The following is a 23,131-nucleotide window of genomic DNA, read 5'->3' as shown; positions in this document are numbered from 1 at the left end:
GCCATGCGGGTTTGACGCGCGCCGCCTTGCGCCTGATGCGCCTGATGCGCCTGATGTGGGGGCGGGCGCTCAGCGGTACTGGATGCCGGACGCGGCGGTGCTGACGCGGGTGCCGGCCTGGCCGCGCACGATGGCTTCGATGTCCTGCAGCGCGCCGATGACGGCGGCGTGGCCGGTGTGCTCGGCAAATTCGCAGGCCGCCTCGATCTTCGGGCCCATGGAGCCAGCCGGGAAGGGCAGCTTGCGCAGCGCTTCGGGGTGGGCCTGGGCGATGGCCTTGCTGCCGGGCTGGCCCCAGTCGATATAGGCCGCATCCACATCGGTGGCGATGACCAGCAGCTCGGCCTGCAGCTGCTGCGCCAGCAGGGCCGAGCACAGGTCCTTGTCGATCACGGCTTCGACGCCGCGCAGGCGCCCTTGCTGGTCGCAGCAGGTGGGGATGCCGCCGCCGCCGGCGCAGATCACCACCGTGCCCTGTTGCAGCAGCCATTGCACGGGGCGGATTTCAAAGATGCGCTGCGGGCGCGGGCTGGGCACGACGCGGCGGTAATGCGGGCCGTCTGGCGCAATGTGCCAGCCTTTTTCGGCCGCCAGTTGCTGCGCCTGGGCCGCTTCGTAGATGGGGCCGATGGGCTTGGTGGGGTGCTGGAAGGCCGGGTCGGCCAGGTCCACCTCGACCTGGGTCAGGATGGTGGCCAGCGGCACCTGCTTGGGCAGCAGATTGCCCAGCTCCTGTTCGATCACGTAGCCGATCATGCCTTCGGTCTGGGCGCCCAGCACGTCCAGCGGGTAGGCGTCCACCTCGGTGTAGGCGGCGCCCTGAAGGGCCAACAAGCCCACCTGCGGGCCGTTGCCGTGGGCGATGACGAGCTCATTGCCGGCGTGGATTTTGGCGATTTGCGCCACGGCCTGGCGCACGTTCTCGCGCTGGTTTTCTGCGGTCATGGGCTGGCCGCGCTGGAGCAGCGCGTTGCCGCCCAGGGCGATGACGATGCGCATGGGCTGGGTCTCCTTTTGTGCTGTGTGCTGTGCCGTGCGCTGGCTTGCGCGCGGGCCTGTTTACCAGAAGGTCACAGGCCGCCCAGGGCCGCCACCAGCACGGCCTTGATGGTGTGCATGCGGTTTTCGGCCTGGTCGAAAGCGATGTTGTAGGGCGATTCGAAGACCTCCTCGGTGACCTCGATGCCGTTGGCCAGGTTGGGGTATTGCGCGGCGATTTGCTGGCCCACTTTGGTGTCGCTGTTGTGGAAGGCGGGCAGGCAGTGCATGAATTTGACGCGCGGGTTGCCGCTGGCCTTGATCATCTCCAGGTTGACCTGGTAGGGCAGCAGCAGCTCGATGCGCTCGTTCCAGGCTTCGATGGGCTCGCCCATGGAGACCCACACGTCGGTGTGGATGAAGTCCACGCCCTGCACGGCCTGGCGCGGGTCTTCGGTCAGCAGCAGGCGCGCGCCGCTTTCGGCGGCAAAGGCGCGGCATTGCTCGACCAGCTCCTGGCTGGGCTGCAGGGCCTTGGGCGCGGCAATGCGCACGTCCATGCCCAGCTTGGCGCCCACCAGCAGCAGCGAGTTGCCCATGTTGTTGCGCGCATCGCCCAGGTAGGCGTAGCTGATGGCGTGCAGCGGCTTGTCGCTGTGCTCGCGCATGGTCAGCACGTCGGCCAGCATCTGCGTGGGGTGGTATTCGTCGGTCAGGCCGTTGAAGATGGGCACGCCGGCGTATTGGGCCAGCTCCTGCACGACTTCCTGGTGAAAGCCGCGGTACTCGATGCCGTCGTACATGCGCCCGAGCACGCGGGCCGTGTCCTTCATGGTCTCCTTGTGGCCGATCTGCGAGGAGCTGGGGTCGATGTAGGTGACGTTGGCGCCCTGGTCGTAGGCGGCGACCTCGAAGGCGCAGCGGGTGCGGGTGGAGGTTTTCTCGAAGATCAGCGCGATGTTCTTGCCGCGCAGGTGCTGCATCTCCGTGCCGCTGTACTTGGCCCGCTTGAGGTCGCGGGCCAGATCCAGCAGGTAGCGCAAATCCACTGCGCTGTGGTGCAGCAGGCTGAGCAGGTGGCGGTTGTGCAGGTTGTAGGCCATCGTGCAGTCCTTTCTTCGGGCGGCTCAGTAGTCCACGGCGTCGCGCACGATGGGGCAGGTCATGCAGCGCCCGCCGCCACGGCCGCGGCCCAGCTCGGCCGAGCTGATGGTGATGACCTCCACCCCGGCCTTGCGCAGCAAGGTGTTGGTGTAGGTGTTGCGGTCGTAGCCCACGACCACGCCGGGCTCCAGCGCGATGACGTTGTTGCCATCGTCCCATTGCTCGCGCTCGGCCGCGTAGTCGTCGCCGCCGGTGTGCACGACCCGCAGCTTCTTCAGGCCCAGCGCCTGGGCCACCACGTCCACGAAGGGCTTGCGCTCCTGGCGCACCTCCAGCCCGCTGGGGTGGCTGTCGCTGGGGCGCAGGCTGAACGAGGCAATGCGATCCACCACGCCGGGGAAGGCGCTGACCAGATCCCGATCGCAGAAGGTGAAGACCGTGTCCAGGTGCATGGCCGAGCGCGTCTTGGGCAGCGCGGCGACGATGACGCGCTCGGCCGCGCCCTGCTCGAACAACTGCCGCGCCACTTGCGAAATGCCCTGGATGGAGCTGCGCTCGCCCATGCCGATGAGCACCACGCCCTTGCCGATGGGAAAGACATCGCCGCCCTCCAGCGTGGCATTGCCAAAGGATTGATCCGGGTCGCCCCACCAGACCTTGACCTGGCCGGCAAACATCGGATGGAACTTGTAGATGGCCGCGGCCAGCAGCGTCTCCTGCTGGCGCGCGGGCCAGTACATGGGGTTGAGCGTCACCCCGCCGTAGATCCAGCAGCTCGTGTCGCGGGTGAACTGGGTGTTGGGCAGCGGCGCAATGGCAAAGCCGCCATGCCCCTTGGCCGCCTTGATGAAGGCCATGCCGTCGGGGTCGAACTCCTTGGGCAAATCGTTGACGCTGACGCCGCCGATCAGGAACTCGGCCAGGCGGCGCGGCTCCAGCCCCTCCAGCCAGGCGCGCAGCTCGTGCATGACGGTGGCGCCCACGGTATTGGCCGTGATCTTGCGATCGAGCACCCAGCGCAGGGCCTCGGGCTGGCTGATGGCCTCGGTCAGCAGGTTGTGCATCTCCAGCACCTGCACGCCATGCTCGCGCATCTTGGTGACGAAATCGAAGTGGTCGCGCTTGGCCTGGCTGACCCACAGCACGTCATCGAACAGCAGCTCATCGCAGTTGTCCGGCGTCAGGCGGGTGTGCGCCAGCCCTGGGGAGCACACCATGACGCGGCGCAGCTTGCCAACTTCAGAGAAAACGCCCAGTGGGCCCGTCGATTGCATGGTGGCTCTCCCTTTTCATAAAAAATCGGTGGCGCGTCGTCCTCATGGGTGGCGCTGGCGCTCGATGGACGATTGAAAATACCCTGGTGCTGAAAACACCTGAAACAGAACAATTCAGATCGTCAAGGTGCCCCTATAAAGCCCATAGCCTGCATATGCCGCCCCGGCCAAGGCCGCCGCAAAATACATTTTTTCAATATCGTTGAATATTGGCTTGCCATTTTCAAGGCGTGCCTTGGCATAGACGATGGCGCCCGGGGCATACAACAGCGCGGACAACAGCAAATACTTCAGGCCTGCCGCATACAGCAGCCACACGCTGTAGGCCACGGCCAGTGCGCCGATGAGCATGTCCCGGTGGCGCTGGGAGTCATCCCCCGCGCCATAGCCATCGCCGCGCGCCGCAATCATGACGGCGTAAATGGCAGAGAAAAAGTACGGAATCAGAATCATCGACGTGGCCAGATAAATCAGGTCGAGATAAGACTTGCCGTACAGCAGCGCGAGAATGAGAAAAGCCTGGATGGCGCCATTGGATACCCACAGCGCATTGGCCGGCACGCCATTGCGGTTTTCCCTGCGGAAAAATGCCGGCACGGTCTGATCCTTGGCGGCCGAATAGAGAATCTCGCCGCTGAGCAAAGTCCAGGACAGCAGCGCGCCGGCCAGGGAAATGATCAGGCCGATGGAAATGAAGGCCGCGCCCCAGTCGCCCACCACGTGCGAGAGCACATAGGCCATGGACGGGTTTTTCAGCTTGGCCAGCTCCGGCTGGCTCATCACCCCGGCCGAGAGCACGTTGACCATCACCAGCAGCAGCAGCACGCCCGCAAAGCCCAGCACCGTGGCCTTGCCCACGTCGCTGCGCACTTGCGCGCGGGCCGAGTAGACGCTCGCGCCCTCGATGCCGATGAACACCCACACCGTCACCAGCATCATGCTCTTGACCTGCGTCAGCACGCTGCCCAGCTCGGCATTGCCCCGGCCCCAGAAATCGGCCGTGAACACATCCATCTTGAAGGCCAGGCCCACCAGGGCGATGAAAGTCAGCAGCGGCACCACCTTGGTGATGGTGGTGACCAGGTTGATGAAGGCCGCCTCCTTGATGCCGCGCAGCACCAGGGCATGCACAAACCACAGCACCAGCGAGGCGCCTGCGATGGCCGCGCGGTTATTGCCCTCGCCAAATACCGGGAAGAAATAGCCCAGCGTGCCAAACAGCAGCACCAGATAGCTGACGTTGCCCAGCCAGGCGCTGATCCAATAGCCCCAGGCCGATGAAAAGCCCAGGTAATTGCCAAACCCCGCCTTGGCATAGGCGTACACCCCGTTGTCCAGCTCCGGCTTGCGATTGGCCAGGGTCTGAAACACGAAAGCCAGCATCAGCATGCCAATGGCCGTCACCCCCCAGCCAATCAGCACCGCGCCCGCCGCAGCGCCGGCGGCCATGTTCTGCGGGATGGAAAAGATGCCGCCCCCGATCATGGAGCCAACCACCAGCGCCGTGAGCGCGCCCAGCCGCAATTTGCCTTCCTGTGCCATGGCTTGATCTCCTTGCCCGAACCACGATGGGGGATGGTGCAACCGCAATGCCTGCCGGTCATGGGCGCTTGCAGCAGCAGCCAATCGCTGAACGAAAAAGGCGCCACTGCAAGAGCCCCAAGTGCAACACAGCCCATGCAGGCCTGCACCCATCAAGGAGGGGTTTTTCAGAGCGCCTCAAAAAGAAAATCCGCCGGTATGCGGCTATTTTTTTGCCCCACAGCCCAATGAATCACCTGGCCTGAAAAGCCTTTTTCATGGCCTGGCCTGTGCATGGTTTGGGCAGAAGGGCTGAACGCATGGCTTTTTTTAATCGGATGCAAGGCACAGGCCATGGCAATGCCGCCTGGCACCACCATGGCCTGCTGGTGCGGCAAACCTCCCCAGTCCGCGCACAACATCCGCATGATCGGGCCATCCAACAGGCCCTCGCAGCGTTCTTCGATTTGGGCTTCTGCCATCCCTCACTTTTCGGCCCATCATACGCACAGACATGGCATATGGGCCATTATTTTTCAAATATCTACTTATTTATTCGGATATTTATTTCGAAAATGAACGTTTTTTGTTCACTTTTGGTTATTTTTTGTTTCCTGGGCATTTCTGAGATGGTGGGCCTGCCTTGCCCAGCAAGCCGCGTGCCAGCGCCAGCGCCTCCTCCAGCGTGGCGGCGGCTTCGATGGGCAGGCCGCTGGCGCTGGCCTGCTGGCGGCCCGAGGCCAGCAAGGCGGCGCGGGTGCGCGCGTCGGCCAGCACGTAAACGTTGCCACGGCACAGGCTGAAAAAGGCCTGGCGGTGCTGCTTGAGCCAGAGCGCGGCGCTTTTGCGCTGCGCGGGCGTCTCGGGCGGGCCGCCGAGGTATTCGGCCATGTCGGCCACCAGGGCGAAGGGCTGGCCGCGTTGCAGCGCGGCTTCGAGCATGCCGAACAGGACGGGGGCCTGATCCGCGCTGGGCATGCGCACGATGAGCGCGGGCCAGTGGCTGAAGTCCATGCGCTGCTGTACTTGGCGGGCCAGGGCGGCGTCCTGGCCCGTCGCGGGGGCAGGAGCAGGAGCCGGGGCGGCGGCTTGGGGGCGGGGTTTGGCGTGCGGCATGCGGCTTACCAGGGGTAGTGCAGTTCAAGGCTGAGGGTGCGGCCCCGGCCCCAGTTGCAGTAGCTGGCGCTGGCGCAGCTGACGTAGCGGCGGTCGGCCAGGTTGCTGGCGCGCAGCGTGAGGCTGGGGCGCTCGGCGCTGGCGCCGTCGTGGCTGCCGCCATGGCCAAAGCGGTAGCGCAGCGCGGCATCCATCAGGGTGTGGCCGGGCACGTGCACGGTGTTGGCGGGGTCGGCGCGGGTGCTGCCGGTGTGGCGCAGGCCCAGGCTCATGCGCCATTGGGGGCTGAGGGCGTGGTCGAGCCAGAACGAGGCCGTGCGCGCCGGGATGTTGACGGGGCGCTGGCCCTGCTCGGGGCCGTTGCTGGCGGTGATGCGCGCGTCCAGCAGGGTGAGGCTGGCGTGCACGAAGCTGGCGCGGCCCAGCTCGGCCTGGGCCTCCAGCTCCAGCCCGCGGGTGCGCTGGCGGCCGGTTTGCACCATGCAGGCGCCGGGGCCGGCCAGGCCGGGGCAGACGTGGCTGGGTTCGGGGTCGGGCGTGAGGGCGTTTTTCTGCTGGATCTGGAAGATGGCGGCGGCCAGTTGCAGCCCGCCTTGCGGCGGCGCGTATTTGAGGCCCGCCTCCCACTGCCGGGCCGTCAGCGGGCGGTAGCCCTGGCCACGCGCATCCAGCCCGGTTTGCGGCAGGAAAGCGCTGCCGTGGCTGAGGTAGGCGGCCAGCGCATCGCCCAATTGGTAGCCCAGCGCGGCGCGGCCGGAGAAGGCGCGGTCGCGCTGGCGGCTGGCCGCGTCGGTGGGCAGCACGCCCATCAGCCGGCCTTCGCGCGCGCTGCGGCTGCGGGCGATGTCGTAGCGCCCGCCCAGGGTCAGGCGCCAGCGCCCCCAGTCGATCTGGTCTTGCGCGTACAGGCCGATCTGGCTGGCGCGGTCGCGCGTGTCGGCCCAGAGCATGGCGCTGCCCGGCCCCTCGGGCACGGCGATAGCCTGGCCGTAGCCGGGCTGCCAGATGTCGATGGGCGGCAGCCCTTGCAGGTTCATGCCCAGGCGCTGGTGCGTGCGGCTGCGCATGGCGTCCAGCCCCAGCAGCAGGCGGTGCTGCGCGGCGCCGGTTTGCACCCGGCCTTGCACGGTGGTGTCGCTCAGCAGCGCGCGGGTGCGCGAATGCACGGCCATGGCCGAGCGCATCAGCGTGGCCGGTGGCACCAGCGCGGTGGCCGAGAGCGCCTGCACCTCGGCCTGGGAATCGATGGCGCGCAGCGTGTGGCGCAACTGCCACCCCTGGCCCAGGGCGTGCTCGAAGTCGTAGCCGGCCGTGCTTTGGCGGCGCGCGAAGCGGTCAAAGCCCGGCTCGCCCACGAAGAAGCGGCGCGGGATGTGGCCGCCACCGGGCAGCGGCGTGAGCGTGCCCTGCAGCGGCAGCGCGCTGTGGTAGTAGCCGCCCTTGGGGTCGCGCTGGTGGCTGGCCAGCAGCGTCAGCGCCGTGCCCGGCGCGATGCGCCAGCGCAGCGAGGGCGCCAGCGCCACGCGCTGCTCGCGCACGTGCGCGATCCGGTTGCCCGCCGCGCGCGCCAGCGCCGCCAGCCGCCAGTCCAGCGCGCCCTGGCCCGCCTGGCCGCCCGCATCCAGCCGCAGGGCGCGCTGGCCGTGGCTGCCCAGCGTCAGCCCGGCCGCGCGGTGCGCCTGGGTGCCCGGGCGCTTGGCGCGCAAGTTGACCAGGCCGCCGGGCAGGCCCTGCCCGTACAGCGCCGAGGCCGGGCCGCGCAGCACCTCTACGCGCTCGATCAGCCAGGGGTCGAACTGCGGCAGGCTCAGGTTGCCCACGCCGAAGCTGGCACGCATGCCGTCGAAAAACATTGCGCCGTTGTAGCTTTGCCCGCGCAGGCTGACGAAGTCGTAGCGGCTGGAATCGTTGCCGCCGCCCACCGGCGCGTACAGGCCGGGGTGGTAGGCCAGCGCCTGGTCGAGGCTGGTGGCGCCGCTGTCGCGCAGCGCCGTTTCGGTGATGACGGACACCGACTGCGGCACGTGCAGCAGCGGCGTGTCGGTCTTGGTCGCGCCCAGCGCGCGCCGCGCCAGCTTGCCGCTGCGCCCCGCATCGGCGGCGGCCCCGCCAGGCGCATCGGGCGCATCGCCGCGCACGGTGACGGTGGGCAGCTCGGCCACGGGCTGGCGGCCAGGGCCGGCCGGCGCGGGCTGTGCCGCATCGGGCGCGGCCTTGGCCGGCGCTGCCCCGGCCGGCCACGCTGCCAGCGCCCACAGCACGGCCGCCGCCAGCGCGCCAGGCACCCACCGGGGCGGGCGGGCTGGCGCGGAAGAAAGAGAAGAGAAAACGCGGCGCTGCCACGGCCGCGAAACAAGCTGCGCTGTCATTGCGATGCCTCCATGCTGTGCGATGTGCTGCAACAGGCCTGCACGAACCGCCGCGCCGTGTGTGGCGCCTGCCGGCATTGACCCGGGCATTGGCCGGGGCAGGGGCCGCTGGCCTGGGCCGCCGGATGTGTGCGGGCCTTTGCGGGAGGAATCTAGGCCGCCGACTGCCTGCGCACTTTCACGCAATAGCGAATGATTTGCATTTGGCGGCATGTTTGCGCGGCCAGGCCGGCAGGCGGCAAGCTCACGGAAACGAACGCAAATGGTTTTCAGTTGCAAAATTGCCGGTTTCGCGCCAACTGGCCGGCGCGGCCCTTGCCCCGGAGCGGGTGGCGCGGGCCGCCGGTTGCGTGCCAGTGGTTTTTCATTGCGTTGATTGCCTGGATGACTGCCATGCCGCCTCTTTTCACCCTTTCTTGCCCCCCTTGCTCTTGCGCGCTGGCGCACGGCCTGCCGGCGCGGCGCCTGACGCGCGCCATCTGGCAGGGCCTGGCCTGTGCCGCCCTGGGCCTGCCGCTGCTGGCCCAGGCCCAGCCGGTGGGCGCGGCGCCCGGCAAGGGCCCGGCGGCAGCAGCCAGCGCCGCCGCCGAGGCCGCCGAGGCCGCCGAGGCCGGCGAGCTGGCCGCCGTGACGGTGGTGGGCCGCGCCGCGCCCGTGCCGGTGGAGCTGGAGAGCCACTACCAGCCCACGCCCGATGCCTCCACCCTGCGCTCGCTGGCGCCGGCGCTGGAGGTGCCGCAGGTCACCAACGCCGTGGCGGCGCAGGTGCTGCGCGACCAGCGCCCGCGCCACATGGACGATGCGCTGATGAACGTCAGCGGCATCACCCAGGGCAACACGCTGGCGGGCACGCAGGACACCATCATGAAGCGCGGCTTTGGCGGCAACCGCGACGGCTCCATCATGCACAACGGCATGCCGCTGGTGCAGGGGCGCGGCATGAACGCCGCCGCCGAGAGCGTGGTGGTGCTCAAGGGGCCCTCGTCCATGTTCTACGGCATCATGGACCCGGGCGGCGTGGTCAACGTGGTGAGCAAGAAGCCGCAGACCGAGCGGCGCACCACCGTGGCGCTGAGCGGCTCGACCTACGGCCACGGCCGCCACGGCGGCGGGCTGACGCTGGACAGCACCGGCCCCATTGGCGACAAGGGCCTGGCCTGGCGCCTGATCGTGGACCACGCCAACGAGGACTACTGGCGCAACTTCGGCAAGCGGCGCGACACGCTCGTCGCCCCCTCGCTGGCCTGGTACGGGCGCGACACGCAGGCCGTGCTGTGGTACGAGTTTCGCGATTACGACGTGCCGTTTGACCGCACCGTGGTCATCGATCCGGCGACGAAAAAGCCGCTGGCGCTGCCCATCCGCCGCCGCCTGGACGAGCCGTTCAACCAGATGTGGGGCAACAGCCACCTGCTGCAAAGCTCCATCGACCACCGCATCGCCCCGGGCTGGTCGGGCCACATCAGCCTCAGCTACAACCGCGAAACCTACGACGCCAACCAGCTGCGCATCCAGGCCGTGGACACTGCCCGGGGCCTGCTCACGCGCCGCGCCGACGGCACGCGCGGCGCGCTGAGCACCGACGCCTACGGCACGGCCTACGTGGACGGCAGCGCCCGGCTCGGCGGCGTGCGCCACGACATGCAGTTCGGCCTGGACCTTGAAAACCGGCGCATCTACCGCGCCGACATGATCCGCGCGGCCCGCACGCACGAGTTCGACTACCGCAACCCCGTGTACGGCCGGGTTCAGCCTTCTGACCGCGTCGTGCCCTCCGACAGCGACCAGACCGACCGCCTGCGCAACCAGTCGCTGTTCTTCCAGGACGCCATGCACTTTGGCCCGCAATGGATCGTCGTGGGCGGCCTGCGCTACCTGCACTGGTCGCAACTGGCCGGGCGCGGGCGGCCCTTCAAGATCAACACCAACACGCGCGACGGCGTCTGGCTGCCGCGCCTGGGGCTGGTCTACAGGCTCGACAGCACCAAATCGCTCTACGCCAGCTACAGCCGCTCGGTCAAGCCCGTCTCCTCCATCGCGCCGCACGCCAGCGGCATGGTGATCGACTCCTCCATCGCGCCGGAAAAAGGCGTCTCCTGGGAAATCGGCGCCAAGCTCGACGTGCCCGGCGGCCTGACCGGCTCGCTGGCCCTCTTCGACATCGACAAGAAAAACGTGCTGGTCAAGCAGTACAACGACGCCACGCGCCGCCAGGACTGGCGCACCGCCGGCGCGGCGCGCTCGCGCGGCATCGAGCTGGATGTGGCCGGCGAAGTGGGCCGCCGCTGGAGCCTGATCGGCAGCCTGGCCTGGCTGGACGCCAAGGTCACCAAAGACCCCGAATTCGCCGGCAACCGCCTGAGCAACGTGGCGCGGGTGACGGCCTCCGCCGCGGCCACCTACAACGCCGGGCAGGTCGGCGCCGGCCAGCTGCGCCTGGGCGCGCGGGCGCGCTACATCGGCCGGCGCCCCGGCGACACGGCCAACGCCTTCTGGCTGCCCGCCTACACCGTCGCCGACGCCTTCGCCACCTACACGCTGCCCGTGGGCGGCCGCCCCATGAAGCTCCAGCTCAACGTCAAGAACCTGTTCGACAAGGTCTACTACCCCTCGGCCAACAACCAGTACGGCCTGGCCGCCGGCGACGCCCGGCAGATCGCGCTGAGCGTGGGGTTTGAGTTCTGAGCGCCTGTTCAAAGTCTTCGCACGGCGGGCAAGCAAGCGGATTTGGGTGGCCTGCTTGCGTTGCAAAGCCTCGCCATAGCCCGAGCTATGGCTTCGTTTTGCGCCTTGCATCCCATCCCAAACCGCTTCTTGCCCGCTCGCGCCGAGATCCTGAACAGGTTCTGAAGCCCGCGCACCGGCTCGCCGCGCTCACCCCGGCGGCCGGCGGCGCATCTGGCTGGGCGTCTGGCCGAAATGGGCGCGAAAGGCGGTGCTGAAGTGCGCCGCGCTGCTGAAGCCCAGGCGCTCGGCCGCCAGCGCGATGGGCAGGCCCTCGTCCAGCACCATGTGCCGGCCGCGCAGCAGGCGGCGCTGGCGCAGCCAGCCAAAGGGGGTGTCGCCCAGCTCGCGGCGGAAGGCCGCGCTCAGGCTGCGCGCGCTCATGCCGGCCAGGCGCGCCATGTCCTCCAGCGTCCAGGCGCGGGCCAGATCCGCCTCCAGCGCATCGGCCAGGTGCAACAGGCGCTCGTGCTGCGCAGGCGCGCGCGCTTGCTGCAGCGCCGCAATGCCGCGCAGGAAGATGGTTTGCGCGGCGGCCTCCAGCCGCATCAGCGCCAAAGGCTGGCGCGGGTCGCTGCCCAGAATGTCTTGCGCCAATGCCAGGCAGCGCGGCTCGGCCGCCACCTGCACCTGGCGCAGCGTCTGGTGTGGGGCGAACAGGCCGTCAAACCAGCCCTCCAGCGCCCGCGCGCGCAGATCGGCGCGCAGCATGCTCACGCCCACGGCGCACAGCGCGCAGGCTTGGCCCTGTGCGCTCCAGGGCAGGGGCTCGCGCACAGCCAGCACCTGCATGCCGCCGCTGCGCGGCGCGCTGGCGCAGTCGCCGCAACGCAGTTGCAGGCTGCCGTGCACCAGCAGCGTGACGTACAGCCCGGCCTGCACGCAGTGCCCGGTGCCGCCCATGCAGCGTGGCGCCTGCGGCGCGTGCTCGGCGCCGCGCACCAGCAGGTGCAGCCGCTCGCTGCGGTGCTCAATGAAGCGCGGCGCGGTGGGCTGGGGCATCAGCAGTCCTTGCCTTGCGCGGGCCTGCCCTGGCCCGGCGGGGCGTTGTGGCGCAGCGCCTGGATGCGCTGCTGCAGGCTGGCGGCGGACAGGGCACCGACGCGGCTGCTGGCCAGTTGGCCGTTGGCGTCGAAAAACAGCGTCAGCGGCAGGCCCGGCTGGCCGTAGTGGCGCGCCAGCTCGCCTTTGGCGTCCAGCCAGACGGGGTCTATGGGCAGGCGGTGGTTGCGCAGGAATCGGGCGATGGTCTGGGCGGTTTCGCCCTGGTTGACGAAGACGAACTGCACCTGCGGGTGCTCGGCCTGGGCCTGGGCCAGCAGCGGCATTTCGTTGCGGCAATGCGGGCACCAGGTGGCCCAGAGGTTGACCACGGCCGGCCGGCCCTGCAGGCATTGCAGCGATTGCATCGGCCCTTGCAGCGATGGGGCGGTGAGCGCCGGCAGGCTGCCCAGCCCGGGGGCCTGCCACAGCAGCGCGGCCTGGCCGCCGACCCACAGCAGGCTGGCCGCCGCCATGGGCGCGATGAGCTGGCGCTGGCGTTGGCGCGTCTGGGCGGTGGCCAGCATGGCGTAGAACCAGGCGGCCATCAGCCCCGCCCAGGGCGACCAGCCGCCATCGCGGATGTCGATCACGCTCCAGGGGTGTGCCAGGTAGGCCTGGTGGTACTGCAGCACAAAGCCCAGCCGCGCCGCCAGCAGGCCCATCCACAGGGCCTGGTGCAGCGTGCGCGAGAGGGCCTGCTGCTCCTGGCGCGGGCGGGCGCGACTGCGCCAGCGCGCCCATGCCAGGCCGGTGGCAACGCACAGGGCCAGCAGCAGCAATTGCGCTGGGAAGACCAGGGGACCTAGGGTGATGGTGGTGTGCATGGCCGGTGGTTTCAGAGCCTGTTCAACGCAGCAGCCCCTGGGCGCGCAGGCCGGCGAGCAATTTGTCGGCGAACACGGCGTAGCCCTGGGCATTGGCGTGGATCTGGTCCGAGCGCAGCTGCGGCTCGGAGAGCACCTGCGCCCAGGCATCGGCCAGCAGCGGCACGCCCAGTTCGTCGGCGATTTCCTCGTACATGGCGTGGTCGCTGAGCAGGCCGGCCGTGGCCAGCAGCCCCAGGCCGGGGATGGCCACCAGCAGCACCTGCGCGCCAGCATCCAGGCAGGCCTGGACGATGCGCGTGATGTTCTGCTTGGTCTGGCTGGTGGACTGGCGGCGCAGAAAATCATTGCCGCCAATGCCGACGATGACCAGCTGCGGGCGGTGCTGCTGCAGCAGCACGGGCAGGCGGGCCAGTGCCTGGGCGCTGGTGTCGCCCGAGACGCCAGCGTTGACGACCTGCCAGCCCGTGGCCTGCGCCAGCAGGGCAGGGAAGGCCTGCTCGGCGCTGGCGCCCACGCCCTGGGTGAGCGAATCGCCCAGCGCCAGCACGGCGGCGCCGGCGGGCACGGGCTGCGCCTTGGCGCGCCGCCGCCCGCAGGCGGCCAGCGCGGCCAGCAGCGCAGGGGCGGCCGCTGCGGCGGTGGCCCAGCGCAGCGTGCGCCGGCGTGCCGGGTCGAAGGCTGCGGCCCGTCGGTGGCGCGGGTCGCTCGTCGTATGCTTCATGTTTGTTGTTTGCCGGTTGGGGATCAGGGCCGTGGCGCAGCAGGCTGGCGCCACTGGGCGGCGGTCGAAATGCAGTATGGCGGCGCTGGTTTCGGTCAAACTTGCGCATTTGCTGCGTTGAGAACGCCAGCACGGTACACAAGCCTGCGTGCATTTTCGCCTCGCATCTGCGGCTTTGACTGCGAAAAACCGCTTCGCAAACCGTATCCCAACAACCCCTGGCCGCATTGGCCGCAACGGCTGCGCCGCTGTGGCCCGCCCCGGCCTGGTCTGTTCTGCCCCATCCATGAGTGTTCAAGAAATTTCCGCCGCCCAGGCGCTGGCCCGCCTGGGCGAGTTCAGCGCCATCATCGATGCGCGCAGCCCCAGCGAGTTTGCCCACGATCGCCTGCCCGGCGCGGTGAACTGGCCCTCGCTGGACGACGAGCAGCGCGCCCGCGTGGGCACGGTGTTCAAGCAGGTCGGCGCGTTCGAGGCGCGCAAGCTGGGCGCGGGCCTGGCGGCGGCCAACATCGCGCGCCACATCGAGCAGCATGTGCAGGCGCTGCCCAAGCACTGGCGGCCGCTGGTGTACTGCTGGCGCGGCGGCCAGCGCAGCGGCGCGCTGGCGCTGGTGCTGGGGCAGATCGGCTTTCACGTGCAGCGCATCGAGGGCGGCTACAAGGCCTTTCGCCAGGCCATGCTGGCCGATTTGCCGCAGCACGCGGCGCGCCTGCGCTACCGCGTGCTGTGCGGCCCCACCGGCTCGGGCAAGACGCGGCTGCTGCAGGCCCTGGCCGCGCAGGGCGCGCAGGTGCTGGATCTGGAGGCGCTGGCCAGCCACCGCGCCTCGGTGCTGGGGCTGATCCCGGGCCAGCCCCAGCCTTCGCAAAAGCAGTTCGAGATGCGCATCTGGCAGGCGCTGCGCGGCTTTGACGCCGCGCGGCCCGTGTACGTGGAGGCCGAAAGCAAGAAAGTGGGCAACTGCACCCTGCCTGATGCGCTGGTGCAGGCCATGCGCGCCAGCGATTGCCTGCACGTGCAGCTGGCAGAGGACGAGCGCGTGGCCCTGTTGCTGGAGGACTACCCCTTCTTCGTGCAGGACCCGGAATTCTTCTGCAGCCGCCTGCAGACGCTCACCGCGCTGCGCGGGCGCGCCACCGTCGAGGCCTGGCAGGCCCAGGTGCGCGCAGGCCAGATTGAGGCCGTGGTGCGCGCGCTGCTGGCGCAGCACTACGACCCGGGCTACGAGCGCTCCACCCGGCGCAACTTCACGCGTTTTGACAGCGCGCAGGCGGTGGCGCTGCCCCAGCGCACGCCCGCTGCGCTGGCGGCGGCGGGCGCGGCCATTCTGGCCAGCGAGGCGTAGCGCGTTCCACCCAAGTGGCTGTGCCAGCGTGTGGGGCGCGGTCTGCGGCGCCGGCAACGCCTGGTGGGTTGAGGTGCATGGGGTCGGCAGATCGGCGGTCGATCACCGGCCAATCACCGGCCAATCGGCGGTCAATCGGCGACCATTCGGCAGCGGGCTTTGTGCCACAATTTCCGGCTTTTGCTTCTTCTGCCCTCTCTCGCCATGGCCTCTTCTGCCGAGACCTCCTCTTCCCCGTGGGACAGCGTGCGCCGCGCCCGGCGCATCGTCGTCAAGGTCGGCTCCAGCCTGGTGACCAACCAGGGCCAGGGCCTGGATGCCGAGGCCATCAGCGAATGGGCGCGCCAGCTCAGCCACATCGTGCACGGCGCGCCCGGGCAGGAGCGGCGCGAGGTCATCATGGTCTCCAGCGGCGCCATTGCCGAGGGCATGAAGCGCATGGGCATGAGCAAGCGCCCGCGCGAGCTGCACGAGCTGCAGGCCGCCGCCGCCGTGGGCCAGATGGGCCTGGTGCAGATGTACGAGACCATGCTGCGCCAATACCAGCTGGGCAGCGCCCAGGTGCTGCTCACGCACGCGGACATGGCCGACCGCGAGCGCTACCTGAACGCGCGCGTGACGCTGCTGACGCTGCTCAAGCGCGGCATCGTGCCGGTCATCAACGAGAACGACACGGTCGTCAACGACGAAATCCGCTTTGGCGACAACGACACGCTGGGCGCGCTGGTGGCCAATTTGGTGGTGGCCGACCTGCTCATCATCCTCACCGACCAGAACGGCTTTTACACCGCCGATCCGCGCAAGCACCCCGAGGCCACCAAGGTGCAGCTGGCCCAGGCCGGCGATCCGGCGCTGGAGGCCATGGCCGGCGGCGCCGGCAGCGCCATTGGCACCGGCGGCATGCTCACCAAAATCCTGGCGGCCAAGCGCGCGGCGCGCTCGGGCGCCTCGACCATCATCGCCTGGGGCCGCGAGCCGGACATCCTGCCGCGCCTGATGGCTGGCGAGCATGGCATCGGCTCGCTGCTGTACGCGCCCATGCACAAGCTGCAGGCGCGCAAGCAGTGGATTGCCGACCACCTGCAATGGCATGGCAGCGTGGTCATCGACGCGGGCGCGGCGCGCAAGCTGCGCCACGAGGGCAAAAGCCTGCTGCCAGTGGGCATGGTGCAGGTCAAGGGCCGCTTCACGCGCGGCGAGGTCATCGCCATCGAGGACGAGCAAGGCCAGCACGTGGCGCGCGGCCTGGCCAACTACAGCGACCAGGAGGCGCGCAAGCTCTGCCGCCAGCCCTCCGAAGCCATCGAGGCCCTGCTGGGCTACGTGGCCGAGCCCGAGATGGTGCACCGCGACAACCTGGTGCTGCTGTGACGGCCGCGGCCCCGCGCTGCAGGGCCGTGAAGCGGATGTTGCTTGAACAGACGCTTACACCGGCAGCAGCCGGATTTGCGAGGGCTCCAGCCCCATGCGCACGGCCTCTCCGGGGGCGAAGGGGCTGGCGCCGGCGCGGTGCGATTGGTCGGCCGTGACGGTGAGCTGCTCGCCCACGCGCACTTCGTAGCGGGTGAATTCGCCCAGGAACTCGCTGCGCTCGACCACGCCGGCAATCCAGATGCAGTCGGCATCGCCATCGCTGCCCTCGGCCTGGATGCGCACGGTGTGCGGGCGAAAGCTCAGCACCAGCGCGTCCTGGCCGCTGCTGGTCTCGGCGCTGGCGGGCAGGGCCAGCTCGCCCAGGCCGTCGATGCCCAGCACGATGCGCCCGGCGCTGCGCTGGCGCACCTGGCCGGGCAGCACGTTCATGGTGCCGACGAAATCGGCCACGAAGCGGTTGACCGGGTAGTCGTACAGCGCCGCCGGGCTGCCCACTTGCTGCACCACGCCCTGGTCCATCACGGCCATGCGGTCGGCGGTGGTCATGGCCTCCTCCTGATCGTGGGTGACGAAGATGGTGGTGATGCCCAGGCGCCGCTGCAGCGACAGCAGCTCCTGGCGCATTTGCACGCGCAGGTTTTTGTCCAGATTGGACAAGGGTTCGTCCAGCAGCAGCACCTGCGGCTCGATGACGATGGTGCGCGCCAGCGCCACGCGCTGCTGCTGCCCGCCCGAGAGCTCATTGGGGCGGCGCTTGGCCAGGTGCTGCAGGCCCACGGTCTCCAGCGCGGCGGCGACCTTGCGGCGGATTTCGTCGCGGCTGGCGCGGCGCTCGACCAGGCCAAAGGCCACGTTGTCCCACACCGTCATGTGCGGCCACAGCGCGTAGCTCTGGAACACCATGCCGATGTTGCGCTTGTGCGGCGGCACGCGGCTGATGTCCTGGCCATCGACCAGCAGCTGGCCGCTTTGGTGCTGGTTGAAGCCGGCAATCAGCCGCAGCAGCGTGGATTTGCCCGAGCCCGAGGGCCCGAGCAGGGCGAAGAACTCCCCGGCCTCGATGTGCAGGTTGATGTCCTTGAGCACTTCGGTCTTGCCATAGGCAAGGCGGATGTTGCGGCACTCGACGCTGACTTTTTTCATGGCTCAGCTCTCTTGGTTTTGCGCGGGCCGAAAGCGCGAGGAGGCCCGCTCGACGATGAGGTGCGATGCATACGTGCCCACGGCCACGGCCAGCACGGCCAGCACGCCCAGGGCGGCGCCAGGGCCGCGGCCCGAGGCGCTTTGCATGTACAGGTAAATGCCGTAGCTCATGGGCGCGTCGCTGTCCTTGGTGACCAGCATGATGGTGGCCGAGAGCTCCACGGCGGCGGTGATGAAGCTGGTGACGAAGCCGGCCAGAATGCCCCCGGCCATCAGCGGCACGACCACGCGCTGCACGGTGCGCATGCGGCTGGCGCCCACGCTGGCGGCGGCCTCCTCCAGCGAGATGTGCACCTGCTGCAGCGCCGCCACGCACGAGCGCAGCGCATACGGCAGGCGGCGCACGGCGTAGGCGATCATGATCAGCAGCCAGGTGCTGGTCAGGCCAACGTCGGTGAAGGGGATCTCCACGTTGCGGAAGGTGCGCATGTAGCCAATGGCCAGCACGATGCCGGGCACGGCCAGCGCGGCCGAGGCGATCCAATCGAGCCACTGGCGCGCCGGCAGCTTGCTGCGCAACATGATGTAGGCGATGGCCGTGCCCAGCACCACGTCCAGCCCGGCGGCCAGGCCGCAGTACAGCAAGGTGTTGCCGATCATGCCCTTGGATTCGCTGAACACCGCCGCGTAGTGCGCCAGCGTGTAGCCATCGGGCAGCGGCGCATAGCTCCACACCGTGGCCAGCGACAGCAGCAGCACGCCCAGGTGCGGCGAGAGCACCAGCAGCAGCACCAGCGCGATCCAGGCATAGGCCAGCGCGCTTTGCCAGCGCGTGAGCCGGCGCTGCTCGATGGCGCTGCCGCCCTTTTGCAGCGTGGAGTAGTCGCGCCCCTTCATGACCCGCGCCGAGAGCCACAGCGCCAGGATGGAAAAGGCAATCATGATGACGCTGATGACGTAGCCCAGCGGGTCGTCCAGCCCCACTTGGGTGATGCGCAGATAGGCCTGCGGCGCCAGCATGTTGGTCACGCCCATGACCAGCGGCGTGCCCAGGTCGTCGAACACCTTCACGAACACCAGCGAGGCCCCGGCGATGTAGCCCGGCAGCCCCAGCGGGAAGATCACGCGCCAGAACAGGCGCCAGCCCTTGGCGCCCAGGTTCACGGCCGCCTCCTCCATCGCGCCGTCGATGTTGCGCAGCGCCATGGTCAGGTTCATCAGGATGAAGGGAAAGTAGTGCAGCGACTCCACGAAGACGATGCCCGTGAGCCCCTCCATCACGGGGATGGTCAAGCCAAGGTGTTCATCGAGCAACAGGTTCAGCGAGCCCGCGCGCCCGAAGATCAGCTGCATGGCCACCGCGCCGACGAAGGGCGGCATGATCAGCGGCAGCACGCCCAGCGTTTGAATGGCCAGCGCGCCGCGGAAGCGAAAGCGCACCGTCAGATAGGCCAGCGGCACGGCAATCAGCGAGGCCACCAGCGTGGCCGCCAGCGCCACGTACAGGCTGTTGAAAAAAGATTCCTTGAGCAGCGGCTGCTGCATGAAGGCGCTGAAATGCCCCAGCGTGGGCACGCCATTGCCATCGACGAACGCGGTGTAGAACACCGTGCCCACGGGCACCACCAGAAACAGGCCCAGAAAGGCCAGCACCAGCAAGGCCGCCAGCGCTACCCCCTTGGGCCAAGGGGCCGATGCGGTAGAAGACATAGGCAGAAGGAAGTGAAAAAGGTGCGCGGCGGGCAAGGCCTGCGCACAGTGGGTTCATGCGGCCATGCCTGGGGCGCAGGCAGCCAGCGCCCCAGGCATGGCTCAAGCCGCTCTGGGCCTCTCAGAGCCTGTTCAAAATCTTTGCACGGCGGTCAAGAGAGCGGATTTGGGCGCTCTGCCGCGTTGCAAAGCCTCGCCATAGCCCAGCTATGGCTGCGTTTTGCGCCTTGCAGCCCACCCCAAACCGCTTCTTGCCCACTCGCGCCGAGATTTTGAACAGGCTCTCAGCGGCCTGCCTGCTTGGCCAGCTCCGTGGCTTTTTCGTAATTGGCCTTGGCCTGGCTGTTCCACTCGCCCTGCAGTTTGGACAGCTGCTGGTTGACCTGCGCGTCCTTCTTGTCGGCGGCAAACAGCGCCTGCAGCTCCTTGTCTGCGGCCTGCTCGGCGCTGATGACGGGCGAGAAGGCCAGCTGCTTGGCCTCGTCGAGCAGTTTCTGGCCCTGCTCGCTGGGCGCTTTCTGTAGCCTGGCCTCGGCCTCGTGGATGGCCTTGGTGGCGCTGCGCAAGTCGTCCAGGCGGAAGGTGATGGTCTGGTCGAACAGCGACTGCACGATGAAGTAGCGGCTCTTGGAGAGATTGACGTCGAACTGCACCTTGCTGCGCGCGGCAATCTGCTGCGGGTTGGGGTAGCCCTCGGGCACGCCGGTGAGCTTGTCATACGGCAGCACCGGCAGGCGCGAGATCTCCGGCTTGAGCAGCAGCTGCTGGCCTTGCTGGCTCAGCGCGTAGGCGATGAACTTCTTGCCTTCCTCGGCATTGGCCGCGCCGGCGATCAGGCCGATGTTGGCCGGCACGATGGCTGTTTCCTCGGGGTAGACGAACTCCACCGGGAACTTGGAATACTTGCTCGACAGACCAAAGAAGTCGATCACCGGCCCGGCGCCGAACTGGCCGTTGTTGATGCCATCGGGCACGCCGAAGGAGCGGTCGGTCAGCGCCGCGGCATTGCCGCTCATGCGCAGCATGGTGTTCCAGCCCTGCTGCCAGCCCTGGCCCTGCAAGATGGTCTCCACCGTCAGGTGCGTGGTACCCGAGCGCGAGGGCGAGGTCAGCCCCACCAGGCCGAACCACTGCGGCCCCAGCAGGTCGGCCCAGGTCTTGGGCGCATCGAGCTTTCTGGCCTTGAGCACGCGCTGGTTGTACATGATGCCGTAGCCGGCCAGCGCCTGGCCGAGAAACAGGCCCTTGGGGTCGTTGACCGGGAAGCTGCCGATAGTGGCCGGCACGTCTGCATTGGCGATGCCCTCGATCTGCTCCAGCAGCTCGCCCTGCGCCAGCACCTCGAAGGCATCGGGCGCGCTGGCCCAGAACACATCGGGGCGCTTGCCTGCGGCCGATTCGCGCACGTAGGCAATGCCGGCCACGGTGTTTTTGTTGAGGATTTCCAGCTTGATGTCCGGGTGGGCCTTCTCGAAAGCGGCCTTGTAGGCCCCGGTCAGCTCCTTGGGAAAGGGCGTGATGACGGTGACGGTGCCGGCCTGGGCGCCCAGGCCCAGGGCGGCGCTGGCCAGCACGGCGGCCGTGGCCAGGCGAATCGGTGCGAAGCGGCGCATGACAATCTCCTTGCGTCAGTGGTGTGGTCAATGGTGTGGACAGGCGCGAATGGTGCCCGATCAGCAGGCGCTGCCCAGGCTTTGTGACCTGGGGAAATCCCTTGAAAAGCCTGCGCCCATCGCAGCGCCAGCCCCGGCGGCTGGGTGCGTGCAGCCCTTCCCTGGGGAAGGCGCTGTCAGTGCATCAGCAGGGGCTGCGCCGCGCGCGGTCGAGCACCACCACCACGGCGCCGGCGCCGCCTTCGCTGGCGCGGGCCTGCACGAAGGCCATGACCTCGCTTTTCTGCACCAGCCAGCGCTGCACGCGGCTCTTGAGCACGGGGATGCGCCCGGGCGAGCCGTGGCCCTTGCCATGCACCACGCGCACGCAGCGCAGGCCTTGGCGGTGCGCCTGGCGGATGAACTGGCCCAGCGCCTCGCGCGCCTCGTCCAGGCGCAGGCCGTGCAAATCCAGCGTGGCCTGGATGCTCCAGTGCCCCAGGCGCAGCTTGCGCGCCACCTCGGGGGCCACGCCGGGCTGGCGATAGCTCAGCGCCTCGTCGGTGTCCAGCAGTGAGGCAACGTCGAACTCATCGCTGAGCGATTCGAGCAGCGCGCGCTGTTCGTCGCGCTGCAGCTGCAACGGCAGCGGCGGCGCAGGCGGCGGCGCCTGGTGCACGCGCGGCGCGTGCTTGAGCGGCTGCACCGCGCCCACGCTGTGGCGAAACAGGTCGCGCTCGCGCTCGGCGGCTTCGCGGCGCTGCTGCTCGCGCAGCGCCTGCTGTTGCGCGGCCTCGCGCTGCAGGCGCAGCAGGGCCGAGATCTGGCGCAGATCGGAAAGCGCATGCACGCTCAACGCCGCGCCCCGCGCAGGCTTGGGCGCGGCCTGCGGCGCTTGCTGGGCTGCTTGCGTTGCCGATGCCGCGCCGGGCTTTTTGCCTTGGGCGCTCACAGCAGCCCCTGTTCGGCCAGCGACAGGCTCTGGCCCTGCGCGACGATGATGTGGTCCAGCAGCTGCAAGTCCAACAGCGCCAGCGCCTCGCGCACGCGCCGCGTGCTCTCGATGTCGGCGGCCGAGGGCGTGGGCGTGCCGCTGGGGTGGTTGTGCGCCAGGATCAGGCTGTGCGCATTGCACAGCAGCGCGCGCCGTGCGATCTCGCGCGGGAAGACGCTGGCGGCGGTCAGCGTGCCTTGGAACAGCTCCTCAAAAGCGATCAGCCGCAACTGGCTGTCGAGAAACAGCACGGCAAAGACTTCCTGGGGCCGGTGCGCCAGCTGCGCTTGCAGGTACTGGCGCACGGCGGCGGGCGCTTGCAGCGCATCGCCCAGCGCCAGCTGCTGCGCCAGCGCGCGCCGCGCCAGCTCCATGATGGCCAGCAACTCGGCCTGCTTGGCCGGGCCCAGGCCTTTGATGCGCTGCAGGTCTTCGCGCCGCGCCTGCAGCAGGCCGGCCAGGCCGCCGATGCCTGTGGCCTGCGGCAGTTGCAGCAGGTCGCCGGCCAGCGCCAGCACGCCGCGCCCGGCCGTGCCGGTGCGCAGCACGATGGCCAGCAGCTCGGTGTCCGACAGCGCGGCCGCGCCCCGCGCCAGCAGTTTCTCGCGCGGGCGGGCCTCGGGCGGTACATCTTTGAAGGACATGGGCATGGCTCGGGTAATAGAGCGTGTTATGCACTTTTCGCCCCCCGCGCTGCGGCGGCAACGGCGCCTTGCACTGCACACGCCGGGGTGCTCTCGCGGGGGGCGAAAAGTGCATCACACGCTCTAGAATCGCCCCGAGTGTATTCAAAGCCCATCGACGACTGCCAGCCATGCCGGCCTCTACCCCTTCTTCCAATGCGGCCGCGCCCCAGGTGCGGCCCGGCGCCTTTCTGACCCTGCACTACCGCCTGGCCGGGCCGCAGGGCGACATCATCAACACCTTTGACGGCCAGCCCTCGACGCTGACCCTGGGCTCTGGCGAGCTGTCGCCGGCGCTGGAGACGCGCCTGCTGGGCATGCACGAGGGCGAGCGCGCCACCTACGAGCTGCCCGCCGGCGAGGCCTTTGGCGAGAAGAACCCGCAGATGCAGCAATGGGTGGCGCGCAAGCTGCTCGAAGAGTTGGGCGACCCAGACGAGGACTACCGCCTGGGCGATGTGGTGCAGTTCCCCACCCCCAGCGGCCTGGGCAGCTACGCCGGCACGGTGCTGCAGGTGCGCGAGGACGGCGCCGTGCTGTTTGACTTCAACCACCCCCTGGCCGGCCAGCCCGTGACCTTCGAGGTGCTCTTGATCGGGGTGCTGTGAC

Annotated in this window: 19 protein-coding genes; 4 read left to right on the top strand and 15 right to left on the bottom strand. The window is 68.9% G+C overall.

Annotation, left to right across the window (positions count from 1 at the left end; genetic code table 11):
- Window positions 1-69 precede the first annotated feature (69 nt).
- The 7 genes from arcC to CK625_RS05960 all read right to left on the bottom strand — a co-directional run bounded on the left by arcC (window position 70) and on the right by CK625_RS05960 (window position 8,278).
- A complete protein-coding gene (gene arcC / locus CK625_RS05990) occupies window positions 70-999 on the bottom strand; it encodes a carbamate kinase (RefSeq protein ID WP_095539374.1) in 930 nt (309 codons plus the stop codon).
- 71 nt (window positions 1,000-1,070) lie between these two features.
- Window positions 1,071-2,081, bottom strand: a complete 1,011-nt coding sequence (locus CK625_RS05985; protein WP_095539373.1) for an ornithine carbamoyltransferase — start codon at window positions 2,079-2,081, stop codon at window positions 1,071-1,073.
- A 24-nt stretch (window positions 2,082-2,105) separates the two neighbouring features.
- Window positions 2,106-3,356 carry an arginine deiminase gene (gene arcA / locus CK625_RS05980; protein WP_095539372.1) on the bottom strand — a complete coding sequence of 417 codons (1,251 nt, stop codon included), beginning with the start codon at window positions 3,354-3,356 and terminating at the stop codon, window positions 2,106-2,108.
- 114 nt (window positions 3,357-3,470) lie between these two features.
- On the bottom strand, window positions 3,471-4,898 hold the full coding sequence (arcD, locus tag CK625_RS05975) for an arginine-ornithine antiporter (RefSeq protein ID WP_095539371.1): 1,428 nt from the start codon (window positions 4,896-4,898) through the stop codon (window positions 3,471-3,473).
- Between the two features lie 167 nt (window positions 4,899-5,065).
- Window positions 5,066-5,359: a hypothetical protein gene (locus CK625_RS05970; protein WP_095539370.1), complete on the bottom strand. Its 294-nt coding sequence runs from the start codon at window positions 5,357-5,359 to the stop codon at window positions 5,066-5,068.
- Between the two features lie 118 nt (window positions 5,360-5,477).
- Window positions 5,478-5,993, bottom strand: coding sequence for a hypothetical protein (locus CK625_RS05965; RefSeq protein WP_095539369.1), 516 nt, complete (start codon window positions 5,991-5,993; stop codon window positions 5,478-5,480).
- Between the two features lie 5 nt (window positions 5,994-5,998).
- Window positions 5,999-8,278: a TonB-dependent siderophore receptor gene (locus CK625_RS05960; protein ID WP_143326196.1), complete on the bottom strand. Its 2,280-nt coding sequence runs from the start codon at window positions 8,276-8,278 to the stop codon at window positions 5,999-6,001.
- A gap of 477 nt (window positions 8,279-8,755) precedes the next feature.
- Here CK625_RS05960 and CK625_RS05955 point away from each other — a divergent pair, with 477 nt between their 5' ends.
- Window positions 8,756-11,047 (top strand): TonB-dependent siderophore receptor, encoded by a 2,292-nt coding sequence (locus tag CK625_RS05955; RefSeq protein ID WP_238945541.1) that lies wholly within the window; start codon window positions 8,756-8,758, stop codon window positions 11,045-11,047.
- Between the two features lie 189 nt (window positions 11,048-11,236).
- Here the strand turns inward: CK625_RS05955 and CK625_RS05950 are convergent, their stop codons facing one another.
- Genes CK625_RS05950 through CK625_RS05940 form a run of 3 tightly spaced genes read right to left on the bottom strand, consistent with a single transcriptional unit; the run spans window position 11,237 to window position 13,678 of the window.
- On the bottom strand, window positions 11,237-12,088 hold the full coding sequence (locus CK625_RS05950; protein ID WP_095539366.1) for a helix-turn-helix domain-containing protein: 852 nt from the start codon (window positions 12,086-12,088) through the stop codon (window positions 11,237-11,239).
- On the bottom strand, window positions 12,088-12,954 hold the full coding sequence (locus tag CK625_RS05945) for a TlpA disulfide reductase family protein (protein WP_172425098.1): 867 nt from the start codon (window positions 12,952-12,954) through the stop codon (window positions 12,088-12,090). The genes CK625_RS05950 and CK625_RS05945 overlap by 1 nt, the downstream gene beginning before the upstream one ends.
- Before the next feature lie 22 nt (window positions 12,955-12,976).
- Window positions 12,977-13,678: an arylesterase gene (locus tag CK625_RS05940; RefSeq protein ID WP_095539433.1), complete on the bottom strand. Its 702-nt coding sequence runs from the start codon at window positions 13,676-13,678 to the stop codon at window positions 12,977-12,979.
- A gap of 286 nt (window positions 13,679-13,964) precedes the next feature.
- Between CK625_RS05940 and mnmH the strand changes: the two genes are divergently transcribed.
- Window positions 13,965-15,026 carry a tRNA 2-selenouridine(34) synthase MnmH gene (mnmH, locus tag CK625_RS05935; protein ID WP_095539364.1) on the top strand — a complete coding sequence of 354 codons (1,062 nt, stop codon included), beginning with the start codon at window positions 13,965-13,967 and terminating at the stop codon, window positions 15,024-15,026.
- 204 nt (window positions 15,027-15,230) lie between these two features.
- On the top strand, window positions 15,231-16,397 hold the full coding sequence (gene proB, locus CK625_RS05930) for a glutamate 5-kinase (protein WP_095539363.1): 1,167 nt from the start codon (window positions 15,231-15,233) through the stop codon (window positions 16,395-16,397).
- Between the two features lie 54 nt (window positions 16,398-16,451).
- Here proB and CK625_RS05925 read toward each other — a convergent pair whose 3' ends face one another.
- The 5 genes from CK625_RS05925 to radC all read right to left on the bottom strand — a co-directional run bounded on the left by CK625_RS05925 (window position 16,452) and on the right by radC (window position 22,483).
- Entirely contained in the window at window positions 16,452-17,543 is a 1,092-nt protein-coding gene (locus CK625_RS05925; RefSeq protein WP_095539362.1) for an ABC transporter ATP-binding protein, read from the bottom strand.
- 3 nt (window positions 17,544-17,546) lie between these two features.
- Window positions 17,547-19,253 carry an ABC transporter permease gene (locus tag CK625_RS05920; RefSeq protein ID WP_095539361.1) on the bottom strand — a complete coding sequence of 569 codons (1,707 nt, stop codon included), beginning with the start codon at window positions 19,251-19,253 and terminating at the stop codon, window positions 17,547-17,549.
- Between the two features lie 284 nt (window positions 19,254-19,537).
- Window positions 19,538-20,866: an ABC transporter substrate-binding protein gene (locus CK625_RS05915; RefSeq protein WP_095539360.1), complete on the bottom strand. Its 1,329-nt coding sequence runs from the start codon at window positions 20,864-20,866 to the stop codon at window positions 19,538-19,540.
- 184 nt (window positions 20,867-21,050) lie between these two features.
- Window positions 21,051-21,701 (bottom strand): Smr/MutS family protein, encoded by a 651-nt coding sequence (locus CK625_RS05910; protein ID WP_095539432.1) that lies wholly within the window; start codon window positions 21,699-21,701, stop codon window positions 21,051-21,053.
- A 92-nt stretch (window positions 21,702-21,793) separates the two neighbouring features.
- A complete protein-coding gene (radC, locus tag CK625_RS05905) occupies window positions 21,794-22,483 on the bottom strand; it encodes a RadC family protein (protein WP_095539431.1) in 690 nt (229 codons plus the stop codon).
- Window positions 22,484-22,653: 170 nt separating this feature from the next.
- On the opposite strand from radC, the gene CK625_RS05900 reads away from it, so the two are divergent.
- On the top strand, window positions 22,654-23,130 hold the full coding sequence (locus tag CK625_RS05900) for an FKBP-type peptidyl-prolyl cis-trans isomerase (RefSeq protein WP_095539359.1): 477 nt from the start codon (window positions 22,654-22,656) through the stop codon (window positions 23,128-23,130).
- Window position 23,131 lies beyond the last annotated feature (1 nt).

The organism is Vandammella animalimorsus (assembly GCF_002285265.1).
Classification (GTDB): domain Bacteria; phylum Pseudomonadota; class Gammaproteobacteria; order Burkholderiales; family Burkholderiaceae_C; genus Lampropedia.
The sequence above is the reverse complement of the archived record's forward strand: the minus strand, read 5'-3'. Positions and strand labels throughout refer to the sequence as shown.